This window comes from Anaeroglomus insulsum (assembly GCF_050689095.1).
GTDB classification, from domain to species: domain Bacteria; phylum Planctomycetota; class Phycisphaerae; order Sedimentisphaerales; family Anaerohalosphaeraceae; genus Anaeroglomus; species Anaeroglomus insulsum.
The window spans coordinates 255,218-274,854 of the sequence record NZ_JBOGCL010000002.1 but is presented as its reverse complement, the minus strand read 5'-3'; the positions used below and the strand labels follow the sequence as shown (position 1 = coordinate 274,854).

The 19,637-nt window shown below is 52.3% G+C and carries 8 protein-coding genes and 1 pseudogene; all 9 read left to right on the top strand.

All coding sequences use genetic code 11. The features are described from left to right. Positions 1-21 precede the first annotated feature (21 nt). The 9 genes and pseudogenes from ACQ9LF_RS03250 (at position 22) to ACQ9LF_RS03210 (ending at position 19,334) form a co-directional block, all read left to right on the top strand. Positions 22-2,325, top strand: coding sequence for a glycoside hydrolase family 3 N-terminal domain-containing protein (locus ACQ9LF_RS03250; RefSeq protein ID WP_462487929.1), 2,304 nt, complete (start codon positions 22-24; stop codon positions 2,323-2,325). A 20-nt stretch (positions 2,326-2,345) separates the two neighbouring features. Further along, positions 2,346-4,370 (top strand): alpha-L-arabinofuranosidase C-terminal domain-containing protein, encoded by a 2,025-nt coding sequence (locus ACQ9LF_RS03245; protein ID WP_462487928.1) that lies wholly within the window; start codon positions 2,346-2,348, stop codon positions 4,368-4,370. Positions 4,371-4,413: 43 nt separating this feature from the next. Further along, positions 4,414-5,943: pseudogene (locus ACQ9LF_RS03240) on the top strand (glycoside hydrolase family 43 protein); the annotation flags it as partial. A 174-nt stretch (positions 5,944-6,117) separates the two neighbouring features. After that, a complete protein-coding gene (locus ACQ9LF_RS03235) occupies positions 6,118-7,059 on the top strand; it encodes an alpha/beta hydrolase (protein WP_462487995.1) in 942 nt (313 codons plus the stop codon). 74 nt (positions 7,060-7,133) lie between these two features. Next, entirely contained in the window at positions 7,134-11,726 is a 4,593-nt protein-coding gene (locus ACQ9LF_RS03230; RefSeq protein WP_462487927.1) for a non-reducing end alpha-L-arabinofuranosidase family hydrolase, read from the top strand. A gap of 244 nt (positions 11,727-11,970) precedes the next feature. Then, positions 11,971-12,486 (top strand): sigma-70 family RNA polymerase sigma factor, encoded by a 516-nt coding sequence (locus ACQ9LF_RS03225; RefSeq protein WP_462487926.1) that lies wholly within the window; start codon positions 11,971-11,973, stop codon positions 12,484-12,486. A 1-nt stretch (position 12,487) separates the two neighbouring features. Then, positions 12,488-14,164 carry a FecR family protein gene (locus tag ACQ9LF_RS03220; RefSeq protein ID WP_462487925.1) on the top strand — a complete coding sequence of 559 codons (1,677 nt, stop codon included), beginning with the start codon at positions 12,488-12,490 and terminating at the stop codon, positions 14,162-14,164. Between the two features lie 235 nt (positions 14,165-14,399). After that, positions 14,400-16,673, top strand: coding sequence for a LamG-like jellyroll fold domain-containing protein (locus tag ACQ9LF_RS03215; RefSeq protein ID WP_462487924.1), 2,274 nt, complete (start codon positions 14,400-14,402; stop codon positions 16,671-16,673). A 480-nt stretch (positions 16,674-17,153) separates the two neighbouring features. Continuing rightward, positions 17,154-19,334: a tetratricopeptide repeat protein gene (locus ACQ9LF_RS03210; RefSeq protein ID WP_462487923.1), complete on the top strand. Its 2,181-nt coding sequence runs from the start codon at positions 17,154-17,156 to the stop codon at positions 19,332-19,334. Positions 19,335-19,637: the final 303 nt, after the last annotated feature.

Sequence of the window (19,637 nt, the reverse complement as noted above, 5' to 3'; positions counted from 1 at the left end):
CAATCCAGAGTCAGCAAAAGAATGAAACAGAAAAATACGATTCAATCCGATTACCGGAATCCGACGGCGCCTGTCGCCCAACGGGTCAGGGATTTGCTGAATCGTATGACGCTCGAAGAAAAAGCTGCTCAGATGCAGTGTGTCTGGCTGGACAAGGCCAAAACCCTGGTTGATGAGAAGGGGGAGTTTGACCTTGAAAAGGCCAGAGCCGCTTTTGGTTCGGGGCATGGTCTGGGGCAGGTGGGCCGACCCAGCGATGCCGGCGGTGGTTTATCGCCGCGAAAACATGCGGAGTTGACTAACGCCATCCAGAAATTCTTTCTGGAACACAGCCGGCTGGGTATCCCCGTGATATTCCACGAAGAATGTCTGCATGGTCTTGCCGCGGTTGGTTCAACCAGCTTTCCTCAGCCGATCGGTCTTGCGGCAACATTTGATCCAGACCTGGTCCAGCGGATATTTGAAGCCACTGCCTGCGAGGCTCGCGTTCGGGGGACTCATCAGGCATTAACGCCGGTGGTGGATGTCGCCCGTGAACCCCGCTGGGGCCGGGTTGAGGAAACCTATGGAGAAGACCCCTATCTGGTCAGCCGGATGGGTATTGCCGCCGTACGAGGCTTTCAGGGGGATGCCTCTTTTAAAGACAAAAAGCATGTGATTGCCACCCTCAAACACTTTGCCGCCCACGGCCAGCCCGAATCCGGGACCAACTGTGCCCCGGTGAATGTGTCAGCCCGGGTGCTTCGTGAAACATTCCTGTTTCCTTTCAGAGAAGCGATAACCAAAGCCGGCGCCATCAGTGTCATGGCCTCATACAATGAAATCGACGGTGTTCCTTCCCATGCCAATAAATGGCTGCTGCGGGAGGTCTTGCGTCAGGAATGGGGCTTTAAGGGATATGTTGTGTCCGATTATTATGCCATTCGTGAACTCAATGAGCGACCCGATTTGTATGGGCATCATCTGGCCGAAGATGGCAAGCAGGCCGCTGCCCTGGCTGTCATGGCCGGCGTTAATATCGAGCTGCCTGATCCGGATTGTTATAAACACCTGGTCGAATTGGTGCGGGAAGGCAGTGTGCCCGAGTCGGCTTTGGATGAATTAATTGCCCCGATGCTGGAGTGGAAATTCAAGCTTGGCCTGTTTGAAGACCCGTTTGTCAATCCTGATGAGGCCGAAAAAATCGTTGGTTCTGAGGTACACAATCAACTTGCTTTGGAAGCTGCTCGCAAAACAATTACCCTGCTGAAAAATGATGGTTCACTGGCGCCGCTGGATGCCAGGACAATTAAAACCATTGCCGTCATCGGTCCCAATGCCGATCGCGTCATGCTGGGAGGCTACAGCGGTGTGCCCAATCATTTCGTCAGTGTCTTGCAGGGCATTAAAGACCGCGTTGGGGATTCCGTGAAAGTCCTTTATCAGGAAGGCTGTAAAATCACCATCGGCGGCTCCTGGCAGCAGGATGACGTTGTTCCGAGTGATCCTGTTGAAGATCGCAAGTCAATTGCTCAGGCCGTAAAAGTTGCCCGGCAGGCGGATGTGATTGTTCTGGCCATTGGCGGCAATGAACAGACGTCCAGAGAAGCCTGGGCCAGAAATCATATGGGCGATCGCCCGACGCTGGCTATGGCCGGTGTGCAGGATGAGCTGGTGGAGGGTATGGTTGCCACTGGCAAGCCCGTGATTGCCGTATTGTTTAATGGGCGGCCCTTGTCGATAACGCATCTGAGCGAGAAAGTGCCCGTTATTTTGGAATGCTGGTATCTGGGGCAGGAATCCGGGACGGCTATTGCCGAAGTGCTGTTTGGCGATGTTAATCCCGGCGGCAAGCTGCCGATTTCAATTCCTCGCTCTGTGGGTCATATTCCCTGCTATTACAACTATAAGCCTTCGGCCCGGCGAGGCTATCTGTTTGATGATGTCAGTCCGTTGTATGCGTTTGGCTTTGGGTTAAGTTATACCCGGTTTGCGTTCGGACAGCCTCGTCTCAAAAAGCAGGCCATTGGGCCGGACGAATCGACGACTGTATCGGTCGAAGTGACCAATACAGGCCAAAGAGTCGGGGATGAAGTGGTGCAGATGTACATCCGCGATTGTGTCAGCTCCGTGACGCGTCCTGTCAAGGAACTAAAAGGGTTTCGAAGGATTACCTTAAAACCGGGCCAGACTCAAACGGTTGATCTGGATATTACACCGGAGCACCTGGCTTTTTACAATATCGATATGGACTATGTTGTTGAACCGGGTAAATTTGAAATTATGATTGGCAATTCCTCGCGCGATTGCGATTTACAGAAAGTGACACTAATAGTAAACACATAATAACAAAATGGAGTCTTGTTATGCAGCTATGTCAATCTTTGTTGTCCCGGTGCCCAGGGACATGGATCGCTCCAGGGCTGGTGGCGATCCTGCTGGTGTCTGTGACCGTTGTAAATGCTGACCCTGTCGAACTGACTGTGCAGGCCGGCAAACCCGGAAAACCGATCAGCCCGGACCTTGTTGGCGTGTTTTTCGAAGACCTGAACTATGCCGCCGACGGCGGACTTTATGCGGAGCTGATTCAGAATCGCTCGTTTGAATACAGCCCGACAGAAAAGCCCGATTGGCACCCGCTCAAATTCTGGGAACTCAAGAAATACGGCGGTGGGGGCGGTTCCCTTACGGTCGCCAACATGCGCCCTGTTCACCGAAACAATCCGCATTACGCCCTGTTGACGATTGATACTCCGGGCGACGGTGTGGGGATTTCCAATGGCGGATTTGATGGTATTGTCCTCAAAGAAGGTGAACCCTACCAGGCCTCTTTTTGGGCTTATCAGGCATTTATGGGACAGATGTGGGGCCCCGGCGACAACAGCAAGCCCATGCCGGTCACGCTGCGTCTTGAAACAAAAGAGGGTGAGCTGCTGGCCCAGGCTAACATGGAGATTCGGGGCCGAACATGGACGCGATACAGTGCCAAGCTGATTCCCACGCGTACCCTCAGCGATGCACGCCTGGTGCTGCTGGCTCACGATAGGGGCGGATTGTGTCTGGATATGATTTCGCTGTTTCCGGAAAATACGTTTCGAAACCGCCCAAACGGCCTGCGGGCAGATCTGGCTCAGGCCATTGCCGACATCAAGCCGAAGTTTATGCGTTTTCCCGGGGGGTGTCTGGTTCACGGTCAGGGTATCTACCAATTTTATAACTGGAAAGACAGCATTGGCCCGGTCGAACAACGTCGTGCCGGACGCAATTTATGGGGCTACCACCAGACTCTGGGGCTGGGCTATTATGAGCTTTTCCAGTTTTGCGAAGATATTGGTGCCAAGCCGCTTCCGGTGGTTTCTGCCGGGGTCTGCTGTCAGCATGCTGGCAGTTCACCCGGTCGCGGCCAGGAAGGCCTGCCTCTCGACGAGATGCCGGCTTACATTCAGGATGTGCTGGACCTGATCGAGTGGGCCAATGGCCCGGCGACATCCCCCTGGGGTGCCAAACGAGCGGCTGCCGGACATCCCGAACCGTTTGGCCTCCAATATATCGGGGTCGGCAATGAAGAGGCCATTACCCCGATCTTCAAAGAGCGGTTTAAGATGATCTATGACGCAATAAAGCAAAAGCATCCTGAGATTGTTGTGGTGGGGACTGTGGGTCCTTTTGCCAGCGGCGAAGACTACGACAATGGCTGGGTGTTCGCCCGGGAGCTGAAACTCCCGATGGTAGATGAACACTATTATGTCAGTCCACAGTGGTTCTGGGACAACCTCAATCGCTACAATACCTATAATCGTGCCGATTCAAAAGTCTATGTCGGCGAATACGCAGCCCACGACCGGGCAAGACGCAATACCCTGCGGTCGGCCCTGGCCGAAGCCGCCGGGCTGACCAGCTATGAACGCAATGGTGATGTCGTCCGGTTTGCATCTTATGCACCGCTGCTGGCGCGTCGTGGTCACACCCAATGGACGCCGGATATGATTTATTTCGATGGGACTCAGGTTTATCTTTCAGCCAACTACTATGTGCAGCAGATATTCGGGCAAAACAGCGGCGATCAGTATCTTGAAACCTCATTTGCCCCTGAGCAGCCCAAAAGGCTCACCGCGTCTTCGGTCCTCGATTCAAAAACCAAAGCATTGATCGTCAAAATCGTCAACGGTGCCGATCAGCCGGCGGATATCCGCATTTGTCTGGCCGGTCTTTCGCAGGACGCATCAATGAAAGCAGTCAGGACAGTGCTGACAGGCCCGGATGCCGATGCCGTCAATGAAGATGGAAAATCGCCGTCTGTTAAGCCAGAGGTTTCCACGCAGACCGTAAAGCCGGTTTTTGCCTATACGGCGCCGGCCAATTCCTTTACTGTATTTCGTATTACTCAATAAACGCATGGAGGATTTGCTAATGAACAGAATGTATGCAGGGGTAATGATTGTGGCATTGGTTTTGTGTCCCGTGTTGGTCCGGGCGGATTTCGCACAGAATCCTGTCATCTGGGCTGATGTGCCAGATGTTGCGCTCATTCGCGTCGGGGATACCTACTATATGAGCAGTACCACGATGCACATGAGTCCGGGAGTACCGATTATGAAGTCAAAAGATCTGGTCAACTGGCAGTTGATTGGATATGCCTATAACACCCTGGCAGACAATGAGGCACTGCGGCTGGAAAACGGCAAAACTGCCTATGGTCAGGGCTCCTGGGCCAGCAGCCTGCGGTATCACGACGGCACTTATTATGTATCCACATTCTCCAGCACCAGCGGCAGAACCCACATCTACACCACCAAAGACATTGAAAAGGGCGATTGGAAGGAAATCTCATTTGCTCCGTCGCTGCATGACCACTCCCTGTTCTTTGATGATGATGGGCGGGTCTATATGATTTATGGCGGCGGTAACCTTCGCCTGGTGGAGCTTAAATCGGATTTGACGGGCATCAAGGACGGCGGATTCAATGATGTTGTCATCCGAAATGCCAGCGCGGTTGCAGGCCCCAATATCGGGCTGAATGCCGAAGGCTCACAGATGCTCAAGGTCAACGGGAAATATTATGTAATGAACATCACCTGGCCGCGAGGCGGGATGCGGACTCAGATTATTCACCGGGCCGACAAAATCACCGGTCCCTATGAGGGCAGGGTGGTGCTCCAGGACAAAGGGGTTGCACAGGGCTGTCTGATTGACACCCCGGACGGCAAGTGGTATGCGATGCTGTTTCAGGATAACGGTGCGGTGGGCCGCAGTCCCTGGCTGGTGCCGGTCAAATGGGAAGATGGCTGGCCGGTCTTGGGCATCGACGGAAAAGCACCCGTGACGCTTGATATTGTCGACAACGAGCAGGGGCTGGGCAATATTGTGGCTTCGGATGAATTTGATCGCAAGCCCGGCGAACCGCTGCCCCTGGCCTGGCAGTGGAACCACAATCCGGATAATCGTTATTGGTCGATTGGTCAGCGCAACGGCTATTTACGGCTGACGACCGGGCGGGTGGATAGTGATGTCTTAATGGCCCGCAACACCCTGACCCAGCGTACCTTTGGTCCGGTCTGTTCGGCGGTGACCAAAATCGAAGTGGACAATATGAAAGATGGCGATTGTGCCGGCTTGATTGCCCTGCAGAAAAAATACGGCTTTGTCGGCGTAAAAAGGGATGGACAGAACAAATCGATTGTGATGGTTAGTGCCCAATCTGACAAGCCCGAAACCGTTGAGACGGTTGCCCTGAATCAACCGGCTGTGCATCTGCGGATTGACTGCGACTTCCGGGAACGTACGGATAAGGCGAATTTCTACTACAGCCTTGATGGCCAAACATGGACCAAGATTGGCTCTGTGCTGCAGATGTCCTATACCTTGCCGCACTTTATGGGATACCGGTTTGGGCTGTTCAATTTCGCTTCCAAAGAAACCGGTGGTTATGTGGATTTTGATTATTATCATGTCAGTTCCCAGATTCCCTCGGCCACTCAGGTCAATCCGCCGGCGGTTGTGGACGATTTCAAGCCGGCCTCGACCAATCAGCCGGGGCGGCAATATCCCCAGGTCAATTCCGAAGGCCGGGTTCGTGCTCGTATTGTTGCGCCGGAGGCTCAGCAGGTTCTGCTGGATATCGGCGGTGTCAAATATCCGATGTCCAAAGGACCGGATGGTGCCTGGATGGGCGATTCGGCCCCTCAGGACGAAGGATTTCATTACTACCAGCTGGTGATTGACAGTGCTCAGGTTCCCGATCCAGGAAGTCTGTTTTTCTATGGTGCCAGCCGCTGGGGCAGCGGAATTGAAGTGCCTGCCAAAGACCAGGATTTCTATGCTCTTAAGGATGTGCCCCACGGCCAGATACGCCAGAATCTCTATTTTTCAAAGATTACCAACAGCTGGCGCCGGTGCTTTGTCTATACCCCGCCTTTCTATGACAAAGATACCACAACACGGTATCCGGTATTGTATCTGCAGCACGGCGGCGGCGAAGATGAGACCGGCTGGCCCAACCAGGGGAAAACCAATCTGATTATGGACAACCTGATCGCCGAAGGAAAGGCCCGGCCTTTTATTATTGTCATGGACAATGGGACCTGGAGTATGCCCGGCCGGGAACGCCCCCGTCGTGTTGAAGGTGCCCCCTGGCCGCCGACAGGCTGGGCCGATACCTTCAAGAGGGTGCTTTTGGAAGAAATTATCCCCATGATTGATGCCAATTATCGCACCCTTGCTGATCAGCCGCATCGGGCTATGGCCGGCCTGTCGATGGGAGGGATGCAGACCAATGCCATCGCCATGGAAAATCTGGATGTGTTCTCGCATATCGGTATCTTCAGCGGCGGTACCGTCGGCGATCCTGCGACGGCACACAACGGGGTGATGGCCAATGCCCAGGAATTCAATAAAAAAGTAAAGCTGATTTTTGAGAGTTGCGGGTCCAAGGAAAGGCCGGACAGTATCCGTGCCCATGTTGACCAGTTGAAAGCAGCTGGAATTAATGCTGTATTCTATGTCTCCCCCGAAACGGCCCATGAATGGCAGACCTGGCGACGCAGTTTGTATCAGTTTGCACCCCTGCTGTTCAGGGATTAACGGTAATGCGTTAAAACACAGAGTTAACAGAGTGAAGGAATATTAATGATTAGCAAATGAAAGGAGGTTTTTAAATGAAACTCAGAGTCATTATGCTGCTGACAGGGGTCTTGACCGCAAGCCTCTGTTGGGCCCAGGCCGAGCAGCCGGCCATCAAGGACGATTTCAAGCCTTCGACGTTAAATCAGCCCGGCCAGGAATACCCGCAGGTCAATTCACAGGGATACGCCCGCTTCCGCATCGTGGCCCCGCAGGCCCAGAGTGTCAGTGTCAGCCTGGGCCTGGGTGGGCGCGGCGGCACCGTGCTGACCAAATCCGAGGATGGTGTCTGGACAGGTACTACAGCCGGGCCGCTGGATGAAGGGTTCCATTATTATCATCTGACCGTAGATGGAGGAACCTTCAACGACCCTGGCACGATGAATTTCTACGGTTCCACGCGGTGGGAAAGCGGGATTGAAATCCCCGCACGTGACCAGGATTTCTATGCCCTCAAAGATGTCCCGCATGGTCGTGTGCAGCAGATTTTGTTTCCCTCCAAAAGCACCAACACCTCACGTCGGGCATTTGTCTATACGCCGCCGGACTACGATAAGGATCTGACCAAGCGTTATCCGGTGCTGTATTTGCAGCATGGCTGGGGCGAGGATGAAACCGCCTGGAGCAATCAGGGACGCGTCAATCTGATTATGGATAATCTGCTGGCGGAAGGCAAGACCAGGCCTTTCCTGATCGTGATGACCTACGGTATGACCAATGAAATTCGATTTGGCGGCCTTCGAAATTTCGATATCGGGCCATTTCAGACAGTGCTTGTCGATGAGTTAATTCCCTATATCGATGCCAATTTCCGTACGCTTTCCGACCAGCCCAACCGTGCCATGGCCGGCTTGTCCATGGGCGGCATGGAAACCAAGACCATAACCCTCAAGAATCTGGACAAATTCTCTCACATCGGTCTTTTCAGCGGCGGCATCATCACCCCAAACGATGTCAACACGACTCCCGGTTTTAAGGAAAAAGTAAAACTCGTCTTCTGCAGTTGCGGCAGCCGTGAAAATCCGGGCAATATCCAGGCCAACCACGAGGCTCTCAATCAGATTGGTATTGCCAATGTGGCCTATGTCTCGCCGGATACGGCGCATGAATTTCTGACCTGGAGACGAAGCTTCTATCAGTTTGCACCGCTGTTGTTCCGGGACCAGCCTCTTGCGGCTGCACCGGTCGCGAAACCGACCGAATCGGGCGCCTCAAATCCTGCCCCCTCCGGCCAGATTATCCGCATCAAGGCCGGCCAGTTTTCTCCCTTTACGGATTCCAGCGGTAATGTCTGGCAGCCGGACCAGGGCTTTGAGGGTGGAGCCACGATTGATCGTGATCCGGAGACGGTGATTGCCGGAACCAAGGACTCGGCCCTGTTTTTAAGTGAACATTACGCCATGGATGCCTTTTCTTGCAAGGTTCCCAACGGCAAATACATTGCCAGGCTTTATTTTGCTGAGACCTTTGAGGGCATTACCGGGCCCGGCCAGCGTGTCTTCTCCTTTAAGGTGCACGGAAAAGAGTTTAAGGATTTTGATGTCTGGGCCAAGGCTGGTGGTCCAAATCGTGCCTATATCGAAACGATTCCCGTGGAAGTAACCGACGGGCAGTTCCGGATAGACTTTATCACCCAGATCGAAAATCCGATGATTAATGCAATTGAACTCATTCCGCAGACAGGGGATCAGGCCAGTGCGGCTCAACCCGCCCCCGCGCCGGAGGCCCGCAGAGGTGCAGGACGTCAATTCGGCGGCCCAATCCAACTGGGGCCGGATGATAAACCGGTATTCCCCGATCCCGCCCCGGACATTACTCAGAAACGCGAAGGAATCGCTCGGGGTAAACTGGAAATGATCGAATACGATTCCAAAACGGTCGGCACCCGACGCAAGATGATGGTTTATACCCCTGCAGGCTACTCAACCGACCGCAAATATCCGGTTCTTTATCTGCTTCACGGTATTGGCGGGGATGAAACCGAATGGCAGCGGTTTGCCTCGGTGGATATCCTGTTCGATAATCTGCTGGCCGACAAAAAAGCCGAGCCGATGATTGTGGTGATGCCCAACGGACGTGCCCAGCCTAACGACCGGGCGGAGGGAAATGTGTACAGCACCGCACCGGCCTTTGAGAAATTCGAGCAGGACTTGCTCAATGATGTTATCCCCGCCATTGAAAGCCGGTACTCGGTCTTGGCGGATCGTGAGCATCGGGCTTTGGCAGGCCTGTCGATGGGCGGCGGCCAGGCCCTGAATTTCGGCCTGGGACATCTGGAAACATTTGCCTGGGTGGGCGGATTCTCCTCCGCACCCAATACCAGGCCGGCTCAGCAGCTGGTTCCCGACCCGGCCAAGGCCCGACGGGAATTGAAACTGCTATGGCTGGCCTGCGGCAATAAAGATGGTCTGATTACCATCAGCCGGAATGTTCATGCGTATCTGAAAGAAAACAATGTACCGCATGTCTGGCATGTGGATTCCAATGCCCACGATGCTACCGAATGGCGGAATAATCTGTATTATTTTGCCCAGTATCTTTTCCGTCCGGAGGCCGCCGGGGCTTTGCTCGCATCGAGTCAGTCTGGTGCGGCGCCTGCACAGTCCATCCAGTCGCCTTTTGCTACGCCGCTGAAGTGGAAATCCTCCGGCGTGCTGATCAAACCGGTCTCTGATGACTCGCATACGATTGTATCCATCAAAGATCCGACCATTGTCCGCTACAATGACCTGTGGCATGTGTATGCAACCGTTTACTCAACGTCCGCCAGAACCTGGAGCATGGCTTATCTGAACTTCAAAGACTGGTCGGATGCCCCGAATGCCAAACTGACATTTATCGATGTGAATCCGGCTTTAAAAGGCTATCATTGTGCACCGCATCTGTTCTATTTTACCCCGCACAAAAAGTGGTATCTCGTCTTCCAGTCCCAGCAGCCCCAGTATTGCACCACCGATGATATTACCAAACCTGAAACCTGGACGGCACCGAAGAATTTCTTCGAAAAAATGCCTCCCAGTGCTCCGAGACTCCCGATTGACTACCACATCATCTGTGATCAGACCCATGCTTATATGTTCTTTACTGGCGATGACGGGCGTTTCTATCGTACCCGGACCCGAATTGAAGATTTCCCCAACGGGTTTGGTGATATCGAGATTGCCATTCAGGACAATCGCAACAACCTGTTCGAAGGCAGCATGACCTACAAGATCAAAGGAACCAATACCTATCTGACCATCATTGAGGCCTTGAGTCCGGCCCGATACTATCGCGCGTGGATATCCGACCGTCTTGACGGCGAATGGAAACCCCTGCCCGGTGCCGACTCTTGGGAGACGCCCTTTGCCGGCATCAACAACGTGACTTTTGAAGAGGGTGTCGAACCCTGGACAAGAGACATCAGCCATGGAGAGCTGCTTCGTGACAATTACAACGAAACTCCGACGATTGATCCTGCAAACCTGCGATTCCTTTTCCAGGGACGTGATCCGAAGATCAACGACCGCTATGAGCTGCTGCCGTATCAACTGGGCCTGTTGACACTGGAACGTCCCGACAACAAGCCTGCCGCCGTGGCAGTGTCCGATCTGCCGGCCTTGAAGGACGTCTATAAGGATTATTTCCTGATTGGAGGCGCATACAATCGCAACGTGGTGACAGGCCAGGACCCCCAGGCCGCAGCCATTGCCATCCAGCAATTCAATACAGCCACCTCCGAAAATGACATGAAATGGCAGCTCATCCATCCGCAGCCGGGGCAGTACAATTGGGGTCCGGCAGACAGTTTCATGGAATTCTGTGAGAAACACAATATGGTTCCCATTGGCCATACGCTGGTTTGGCACGCCCAGGTTCCCGGCTGGGTCTTTACGGATGATTCCGGACAGCCTGTGACTCGTGATACCTTGCTGGCCAGAATGAAAGACCATATTACCACGGTTGTAGGTCGGTATAAAGGCCGCATCAAAGGCTGGGATGTCGTCAATGAAGCCCTGAATGAAGACGGCAGTATGAGAAACACGCAATGGTTCAGAATTATCGGCGAAGGCAAGCCCGAGCAGAAATTTGATCATATTGCCAAAGCTTTTGAATATGCTCATCAGGCCGACCCGGATGCGGAATTGTACTACAATGATTATAATCTGGATACGAGTAAGGCAAAATGTGATGGCGCTGTCGCTATTGTCAAGCACCTTCAGTCTAAAGGTCTCCGGATAGACGGTGTCGGGATTCAGCTCCATGGTGGTCTGGAATATCCAAGCAAAGAGTCCCTGGAGTATGCCATCAATAGCCTGGCCGCAACCGGCGTAAAAGTGATGGTTACCGAACTGGACATCAGGACCCAGACCCGGGGTTATCGGGGGGCGGATGTTAACCAGATTAACAGACAAAGCACCGCCGATACGACTGCTCAAAGCGAAGAAACCCAGCAAAAGCTGGCACAAAAATACGCCGAACTTTTCGGCATATTTATCAAACATCGAGACAAGATCTCCCGCGTTACCTTCTGGGGTGTGTATGATGCAACATCCTGGATCGGAGGGTCTCCTCTGCTGTTTGACAGAAATTATCAGCCCAAAAAGGCATTTGAGGCCGTGATCAAAGCCAAAACGGCTAACCAGTAACCGCCTTTCTACGACGAAATAGACAAGGTTTGTAGCAATACACATATTGGTATATAAAGACAGGGCATGTCGGATAGATTCCGGCATGCCCTTTGATATGGCTATGTACTCCTAAAAAAAGAGAGATTTACGTGTCTATTTGGACTGTGACAGAGAAAAAAAATAAATTATACTAAACCGCAGAATGATTTACATATATAGATTAAGACCATAAAGGATGTTTGCAGGGATTAGAGATAATTCTATGTCCAGAAAAGATGAATATATTGGGTATTTTATCAAATACAACAACCAGTTGTTTAATTTCATCCTGACACTGGTGCCCAATTACTCAGATGCTGAAGATATCCTCCAGAAATCAGCCAGCATTATGTGGGAAAAATTTGATACCTATCAGCGTGATACCTACTTCTTGGCCTGGGCTCGAAAAATCATCCGGCTGACGGTATCCAACTATTATCGCACAAAACGACATGAATTCCAGTTTGATGACCAGATGCTCGATGCGCTTACCTCGGCTCACGAGAAGGAATCAAAGCACTCCGAAGAGCAGCTGGCTGCGTTGACGGTATGTCTCAGCAAGCTCGAACCGTCCGATCTGGACTTGATTCGCATGCGGTTTTATGAACGGTTTTCGGTGCCGGAAATAGCATCGAAAACCAATCGCAACTTACATACTCTCTATAAGCGAATTCCGACTATCTTTATATTGCTGCACAACTGCATCAAAAGAACACTGATGTCGGAGGATTTGGCCTGACATGAACGCACATGACCTCAAACGTCTGTACGAGTTAATTTATACTGCAATCGAAGGACGCAGTACCCCCGAGCAGTTTTGTGCCTTAAAACAAATGCTGCAAGAGCATCCGCAGGCCATGAAGCATTATATCGATTTTATGTCGATTTTGTGCAGGATACGATCCTCGGAGTACTTTAAGAATAGCCCGAATCACGAGTTATTCGATCAGCAGTTCTGGGGCATGATGTCGCAGCATGAAAAATCCGCCCCGACCATTGAACCCGTCAAAGAGGTTCCGGATCCATCACCTCTTCAGCACATGGATCTGACATATACCAAAATTTCCCGAAAAATCAGCTTCAGTACAGCCGTTTCATTTGCTGCGCTGGCCGCGGCGATTATTTTTGTGGTGAGTTTCATGTATTTTGTGCCGGATCCGTCACGTCTTGAAGTGGCTACCTTAACGGATAGTCTCTCGGCACAATGGGCCAATCCGGCCGGTCCGTCGCAAATCGGCGAGCGGTTGCAGGCCAACGGCAAATCGATGGTTTTGCGGGAAGGGTTTGTCGAGCTTCGGTTTGACTCCAATGCTCAGGTTGTGATTGAAGCTCCGGCGGAATTTCAGATTCTTGCCGAAGACCGAATCGGACTGCAATACGGCAAAGTGTATGCCATTGTACCCCGGGAGGCGACTGGTTTTTCCGTCTATACCCAAAACGGCAAAGTGATTGATTTTGGCACCGAATTCGGTGTTCATGCCAGTCCGACTCACGAGACATTTCTGCATGTCATCAAGGGGAAAACCATGCTGATTGCCGGCGGGCAGTCAGACAAAAAAAACAGTGTGGAGGTGGGGGCGGGAATGGCCAAGCGGGTCTCGGGTATTTCTGGCGTCATCTCCGACATTCACTGTAACGAATCCCTGTTTGTTCGGGCTATCGATTCAGCTTCCAGGTTTATCTGGCGGGGGCAATCGGCAATCAATCTGGCGGATATGGTTGGCGGTGGAAATGGACTGGGGACTGGCCGTCAGGATTACGGCATCGAAATCGAGACTGGCGAGCTGTCTGAAAGCCCCTTGTATGTGAATGGCTATGGGATCAGAAACCAGAAATCCTGGACCTCGTCGTTTTGTCCGGTTTCTCAAATCCCCGGCATTGATGGCATTTTTGTCCCCGATGGCAACCCCGGGCCGGCTGTGGTCAGTTCACAGGGCCATGTATTCGAACAATGTCCGGATACCAATGCGTACTGGTGTTCTCCGATTATCAACGGCAGCAGGGCGATCGATGATGAGTTCAGTCTGATAGTCAATGATGTACGGTATGGGACACCTGAAAATCCGGCCATCTTTATGCATGCCAATATCGGGATTACTTACGATCTGAAGGCGATTCGCAGCCTGCTGCCGGATGGTCTGCAGCCGGAACGCTTCACGGCGATCGCGGTTGCCCCGATTCCGTATCCGGAGATTACCAGTTATTTCGATGTCTGGGTTCTCGTGGATGGGCAGGTCCGGTTTTCCAAAAAAGGTGTTTCCGCACCGGAGAATTTCCCTATCGACGTGACCTTGACCGAACGGGATCGTTTTCTGTCGCTGGTGGTTACGGAAGGAAAAGCGGGCAGGGGAAATCAGGGAAATGCTTACGACTGGTGTTTCTTCTGTCGCCCGGAACTGATTCTGAATGTGGATTGATTGGCAAAATCGCTCTTTAAAAGTCAGTGGTGTTTTCATTGCCGACACGATGCCCGGCAATGATCGAAGAAATATAAATCAGACTCAACCAGGATCAATTAGAGGAAAGGAGGTTGGTGACGAAAAGAACTGCGATGTGCTGAGTGAATAGGATGGCAAGTGTATTCAGGAAAGCCAGAGCGTCAAATGGAATTGTAAGAAGTCGTATGATCTAAATTAATTTAGGAGAACCCAAATGAGAAGAATGATTGCACTATCATCACTGTTCGTTGTGATGTGTGTCACAACGAGCTATGCCAAGCCGATCAAAAACATTTTGATATCCGCTACCGGCTGGGTATCAAACCATCAAACCCTGAACCAGCCTACCGTTGATTTCTACAAAAGTGCTTTTCCAAATGCAACCGTGACATATGGTGACTATGGCAATACTGGGGATGCTGCTGTCCAGGCAGCGCTGCTTGGGGCAGACCTGCTTGTGATCGCTCGCACCAATTACAGCTCCGATTATACCACCGACGATGATACCTATTATAATACCTATCTTACCATCCCGATTATTGTGCACAGCAGTTATTTTACGCGTTCCAGCAGGATGAATTGGGAAGGCGGTGGTGAACAGGGGCCAGCCATCGATGGAAATGAAACGACGGTTACTGCCGAGGGCGCCAAGATTTTTGGAGCCGAGGGCACTTTTGACTGGTGGAGCGGAACCGGAGCCTTTGACCGGGTGGGTTCAGGCTCTGTGGGTACGGGTAAAGTCCTCGCTACCATCGGCGGTTACAATGCGGTTGTCGGCTGGAGACCCGGCGACACAAATGCCCGCGGCACCACCATGCTTGGCAATCGCCTGCTGTTTAATTTTCATGTCAACGGATCCGGCCTGCCGAACACAGACGCCGGCAAGAAGGCGTTGCTGGATGCTGTGAAAGCCTATGTGATGCAGACCGATATCCCCTATAATCCCAATGTGACCCCGGTTAATCTGGATGGCTCGGTTGGTACACCCATCTCACTGTCCGAGGCACAGGTTACGCTGAGCTGGAATGCAATTGAGGGTTCGACTACCCCGGTGAATCCAGCAGTCCTCCGTCATAACATCTATCTGTCCCGGGGCATCTCGGCCAATGATCCGAATGTCTATCTGCTGGATACAGTACCTCAGGTTCACAATCCAGATCCCAGCCTGACCGATCCCTATAATGAATATGGCCCGGTCACAGTCAAGCGCGGGATGACGTATTACTGGAAGATCGAAGAAGTGATTGCGGATCCCAATGGCAATCCTTATCCGGCTGGTCATCCCAACAACGTTATGGGCGAACTGTGGTCCTTCGTTACCGTGCCTTCGGTTGCCTTGATCACTGCAGTCGCACCGGCATATAATGTCGTGGAAGCAGGCAATAACCTTGTCTTATCTGCCAAGGGAACCGCCATCGATACCTATCAGTGGTATAAGAAGGGCGACCCGGATATTGCCCTTGTAAACGGTCCGGATTACAGCGGTGTGAATACAGACACGCTGACCATTCTGGATGTGCAGGTGGCTGATGAAGGTTATTATTATTGCGTTGGGACCAATTCACTGCCCAGCACGGCCTCCAATCGGGACACCGGCCCGGCTCGCGTGATGACCAAACGCCTGATGAGTCATTATCCGATGGAATCGATGAGCTATGATGTCAATCCCAATGGGATTACGCCGGATATCGTGAATGGATTTGATCTGAAGATGGCCAGCAATGATACCGGCAATGATGTGCCGGTGCTGGAAGCCAATACGGTTCCCGGACTTGCGGGCAGTTATTCGCTGAAGTTCAACAATCCTCGCGCCAACCCGGCAGATCCGAATAACGTCGATGCTCAGTATGCCCAAATTGATGAAGGCATGGTGGCTGCTTATCAGGATATCTCGATTTCGGCCTGGGTCTATTCCAGCGGCGGTTCCAACTGGAATCGAATCCTCGATTTCGGCAATGACACGAATAACTATATTTTCCTGTGTCTGAATCCTGGCAGCGTCAACAATGCAGTACGCTTTGCGGTGAAAGTGGCCGGGACCGAACAGAGTGTGACCTCGCCCGCTCAGGCGCTGCCGGTGGGAGAATGGACCTTTGTTACCGCCACATTGTCCGGCAATACCGCCCGGCTGTATATCAATGGCGAACGGGTTGCAATCAACACCAGCTTGACCAATGACCCGATCAGCTTTGCCCCGACAACGCAGAACTGGATTGCCAGAAGTATGTGGGGTGCAGGCGACGGCTACTTCAACGGCATGGTCGATGATCTCAAGATATGGAACTACGGTCTGAGTGCTCAGGAAGTCGCTCATGAATATCTGAAGACGGTGACCACCAAGCCGTGGGTTTGCGATTGGGAAGCCTGGGCAGCCGATGCACTGATGGTGGCACTGGATGTCAATGACGATTGCCGTATTGATATGACCGATTTTGCTACCTTCGCAGGAAAATGGCTGGAAGATGCCTATCAGATCAGTCTTCCATAAGCCCCATTTGCACGATTGATAATAACGGTTTCCGGGTGTCTATCCAGACGCCCGGAAACCTGTTTTTTGGGGGGGCTTTTGCACACAACGGCAGGGCCTGTTGCGAACTTGATCAGTTTGCTCATCTGCTCTGTGGGGTAGGCGATTGCATGTCAACGATCTTCAATTCGGTCCTGGGATTTGGGGCGACGGCTCGTTTGGTTGTTTCGGTGATTTGTAATATCCTGTGGGGCAGCCTTGACAGTAATTCAAAAAAATGCAGTCAACATCTTGAATCCTTCTCTCAAGCCTGCTATAGTAATAGTATATCGCTTGTATAGCGAATCGTGAACAGGTGCCGATTCGTCGCGGCGACGTGCAGAGGCATTCACTATATGGTGTGTATGCTCCTGGAATACGCATGCCTGTCAGGTACATCATGTAGTATTGCACTCAACCGCTGCTGAACTTCTTTCTCAGGTAGGTTCGTTGTTGATAGCTATGAGCCGAAAGAAGCGATCGCAAAAACATGGTTCCCCCAGGCACATTCCTGTTTCCCTGTCGCCAGGCAGGAGAAAGCTGTGGCTGTTTCGCCTGGTCAGCATCATCTTGATTCCGTGTTTTTTGGGGGGTGTTTTGGAATTGACGCTGCGTTGTGTGGGGTATGGCTATCCCCCTCAAGCCATCCTGAAACGTCAGCTCGAAGACAAGTCGGTCTATTGCCATAATTATCAATTTGCCTGGCGATTTTTTCCGCCTTCGATGGCTCGTCATTTTGATGGTTTTGTATTCGATACCCGCAAATCTCCCCAGACCCGCCGTATTTTCATACTCGGAGAATCCGCCGCCGCAGGAGTCCCGGCACCCGCCTACAGCTTCGGCCATATCCTCGAGGTCATGCTCGATGCGATGTATCCGGAGGTTGACTTTGAAGTGCTGACCGCCGCGATGCCCGCCATCAATTCCCATGCTGTTCTCGAAATCGCCAAAGACTGTGCCCGGTATCAGCCGGATATATTCATTGTCTATATGGGCAATAATGAAATTGTTGGTCCCTATGGACCCGGCACTGTGTTTGCCCCATTGTCACCAAACCTGCCTCTTATTCGGGCCAACATTGCCGTCAAATCGACCCGCACCGGACAGCTTCTCGACCAGCTGATGCGATGGGCTGTACCTGCTCCCCAAAAACACAAGCAGTGGGGCGGGCTGGAGATGTTTCTGGATAAGCAGATTCGATACGATGATCCAGCTCTGGCTATTACTTACCGGCATTTCGAAAAGAACCTTGTGGATATCTGCCGGGTCGGGCTTGAGGCCGGGGCCGCTGTGATTGTCTCCAATGTGCCGACAAACCTGAAAGACTGTCCGCCTTTTGCGTCCCTCCACCCCCTGCAATGGTCCGATGCCGACCAGCAGCGATGGCAGGAAATCTACCAGCAGGGCGTTGCCCTTCAGACCCAGGGACAGTATGCCCGGGCGATTGAACTATACCTTGAGGCCGAAAAAATCGATGCCGCATACGCAGAGCTTCAATTTCGTCTGGGCGATTGTTACTGGAATACCCAGGACTATCAAAACGCCAGGGAAAGATATATCCTTGCTCGTCAGTACGACACACTGCGTTTCCGTGCCGACAGCCGTATCAATGAAATCCTTCGTGCCGCCGCAGCCGACGCCGGACAGGCCAGGCTTTATTTTGCCGACAGTATCGCTGCCATGGAAGCTGCCAGCCCGCATCAGATTCCCGGCCGGGACCTGTTCTACGAACATGTCCATCTGACCTTCAAAGGCAACTATATCCTGGCCTGTGCGATACTGCCCTATATCCAAAAAACGCTGCTGCCGGATCTGCATCCAGCCGTAACCGACCCCTTCAGTGAAGAACAAATTGCCCATATGATCGCCTATACGGACTATGAGCGTGCGGTCTGTTTGAGTCTGGTGTATCAGACGTTTCTTCAAAAGCCGCCATTCACCAGCCAACTCGACCATGCCCGCCGTCTGGCGGATACAAAACAGGATATCGACAGACGTCTGCTGGCTCTGTCCAAAAGCGGCCTGGAGGCCTGTACGCGGGTGCACCAGCAAGCCCTTCAAAACCGACCCGACGACTGGCAGATGCTTTTTCAATATGCGGCCTTCAACAACAGCGGCCTGCACAATCTCAAAGCCGAGGAACAGCTGCTCAGAAAAGTGCTCCGGCTCTGTCCGTATCATCTGGCGTATCTGAACCTTGGCCGAAACCTGCACAGCCAGGCCAGAATCGCAGAGGCCCAGTCGGTTTTGAAAAACCTCCTGAAACTGAACCCCAGCACCGTCGAAGCATATCTGGAACTGGCCTCGATCCACAGCCAGTCCGGCCAGTACGACCAGGCCATCGCGCATCTGTTAAAGGCCCTGTCGCTGGAACCTGCAAGCATGATCGGGCCGCATCTGAGCCTGGCTGACGCCTATGACAAATCCGGCCATCCCGACAAGGCCATGGAGACGCTCAACAGGGCTGTCACCCTGTTTCCCGAACCACAGACCGCATCTGTACATGCTATGCTGGCCTATTTATTCTATACTCGCAATGACTTTCCGAACGCCCGAAAAGAAATGCAGACGGCGCTGAAAATCGATCCGTCCATCCGAAAAATTCCATCCTATGACGGGCTGATAAAACTCCTGGGCAACTGACCCGCTCCGACCCGCAAATCCGTTCCATCGCCCCCATCTATCTCCCTTTTCCAGAAGAAAATCCATAATTTCCGTTTATTTCACGAAGCCGATGGAGAAGTATAATCCCTGTCTGGTTTAATGTTTGGGCAGGGTTGCGGTCGCTCTCAAAACCCAGAACAACTCCAATCAAGAGAAAAAAAATAATATCAATTTTTTCATTTTTTGCTTGTATGGTTTTTGTTAGGTCTATATAATTCCTTCCAGTTGTCAGCCGTGATACAAACGGAGGCTCGCAAGCCTGCACAAGGCAGGCTGGCCGGA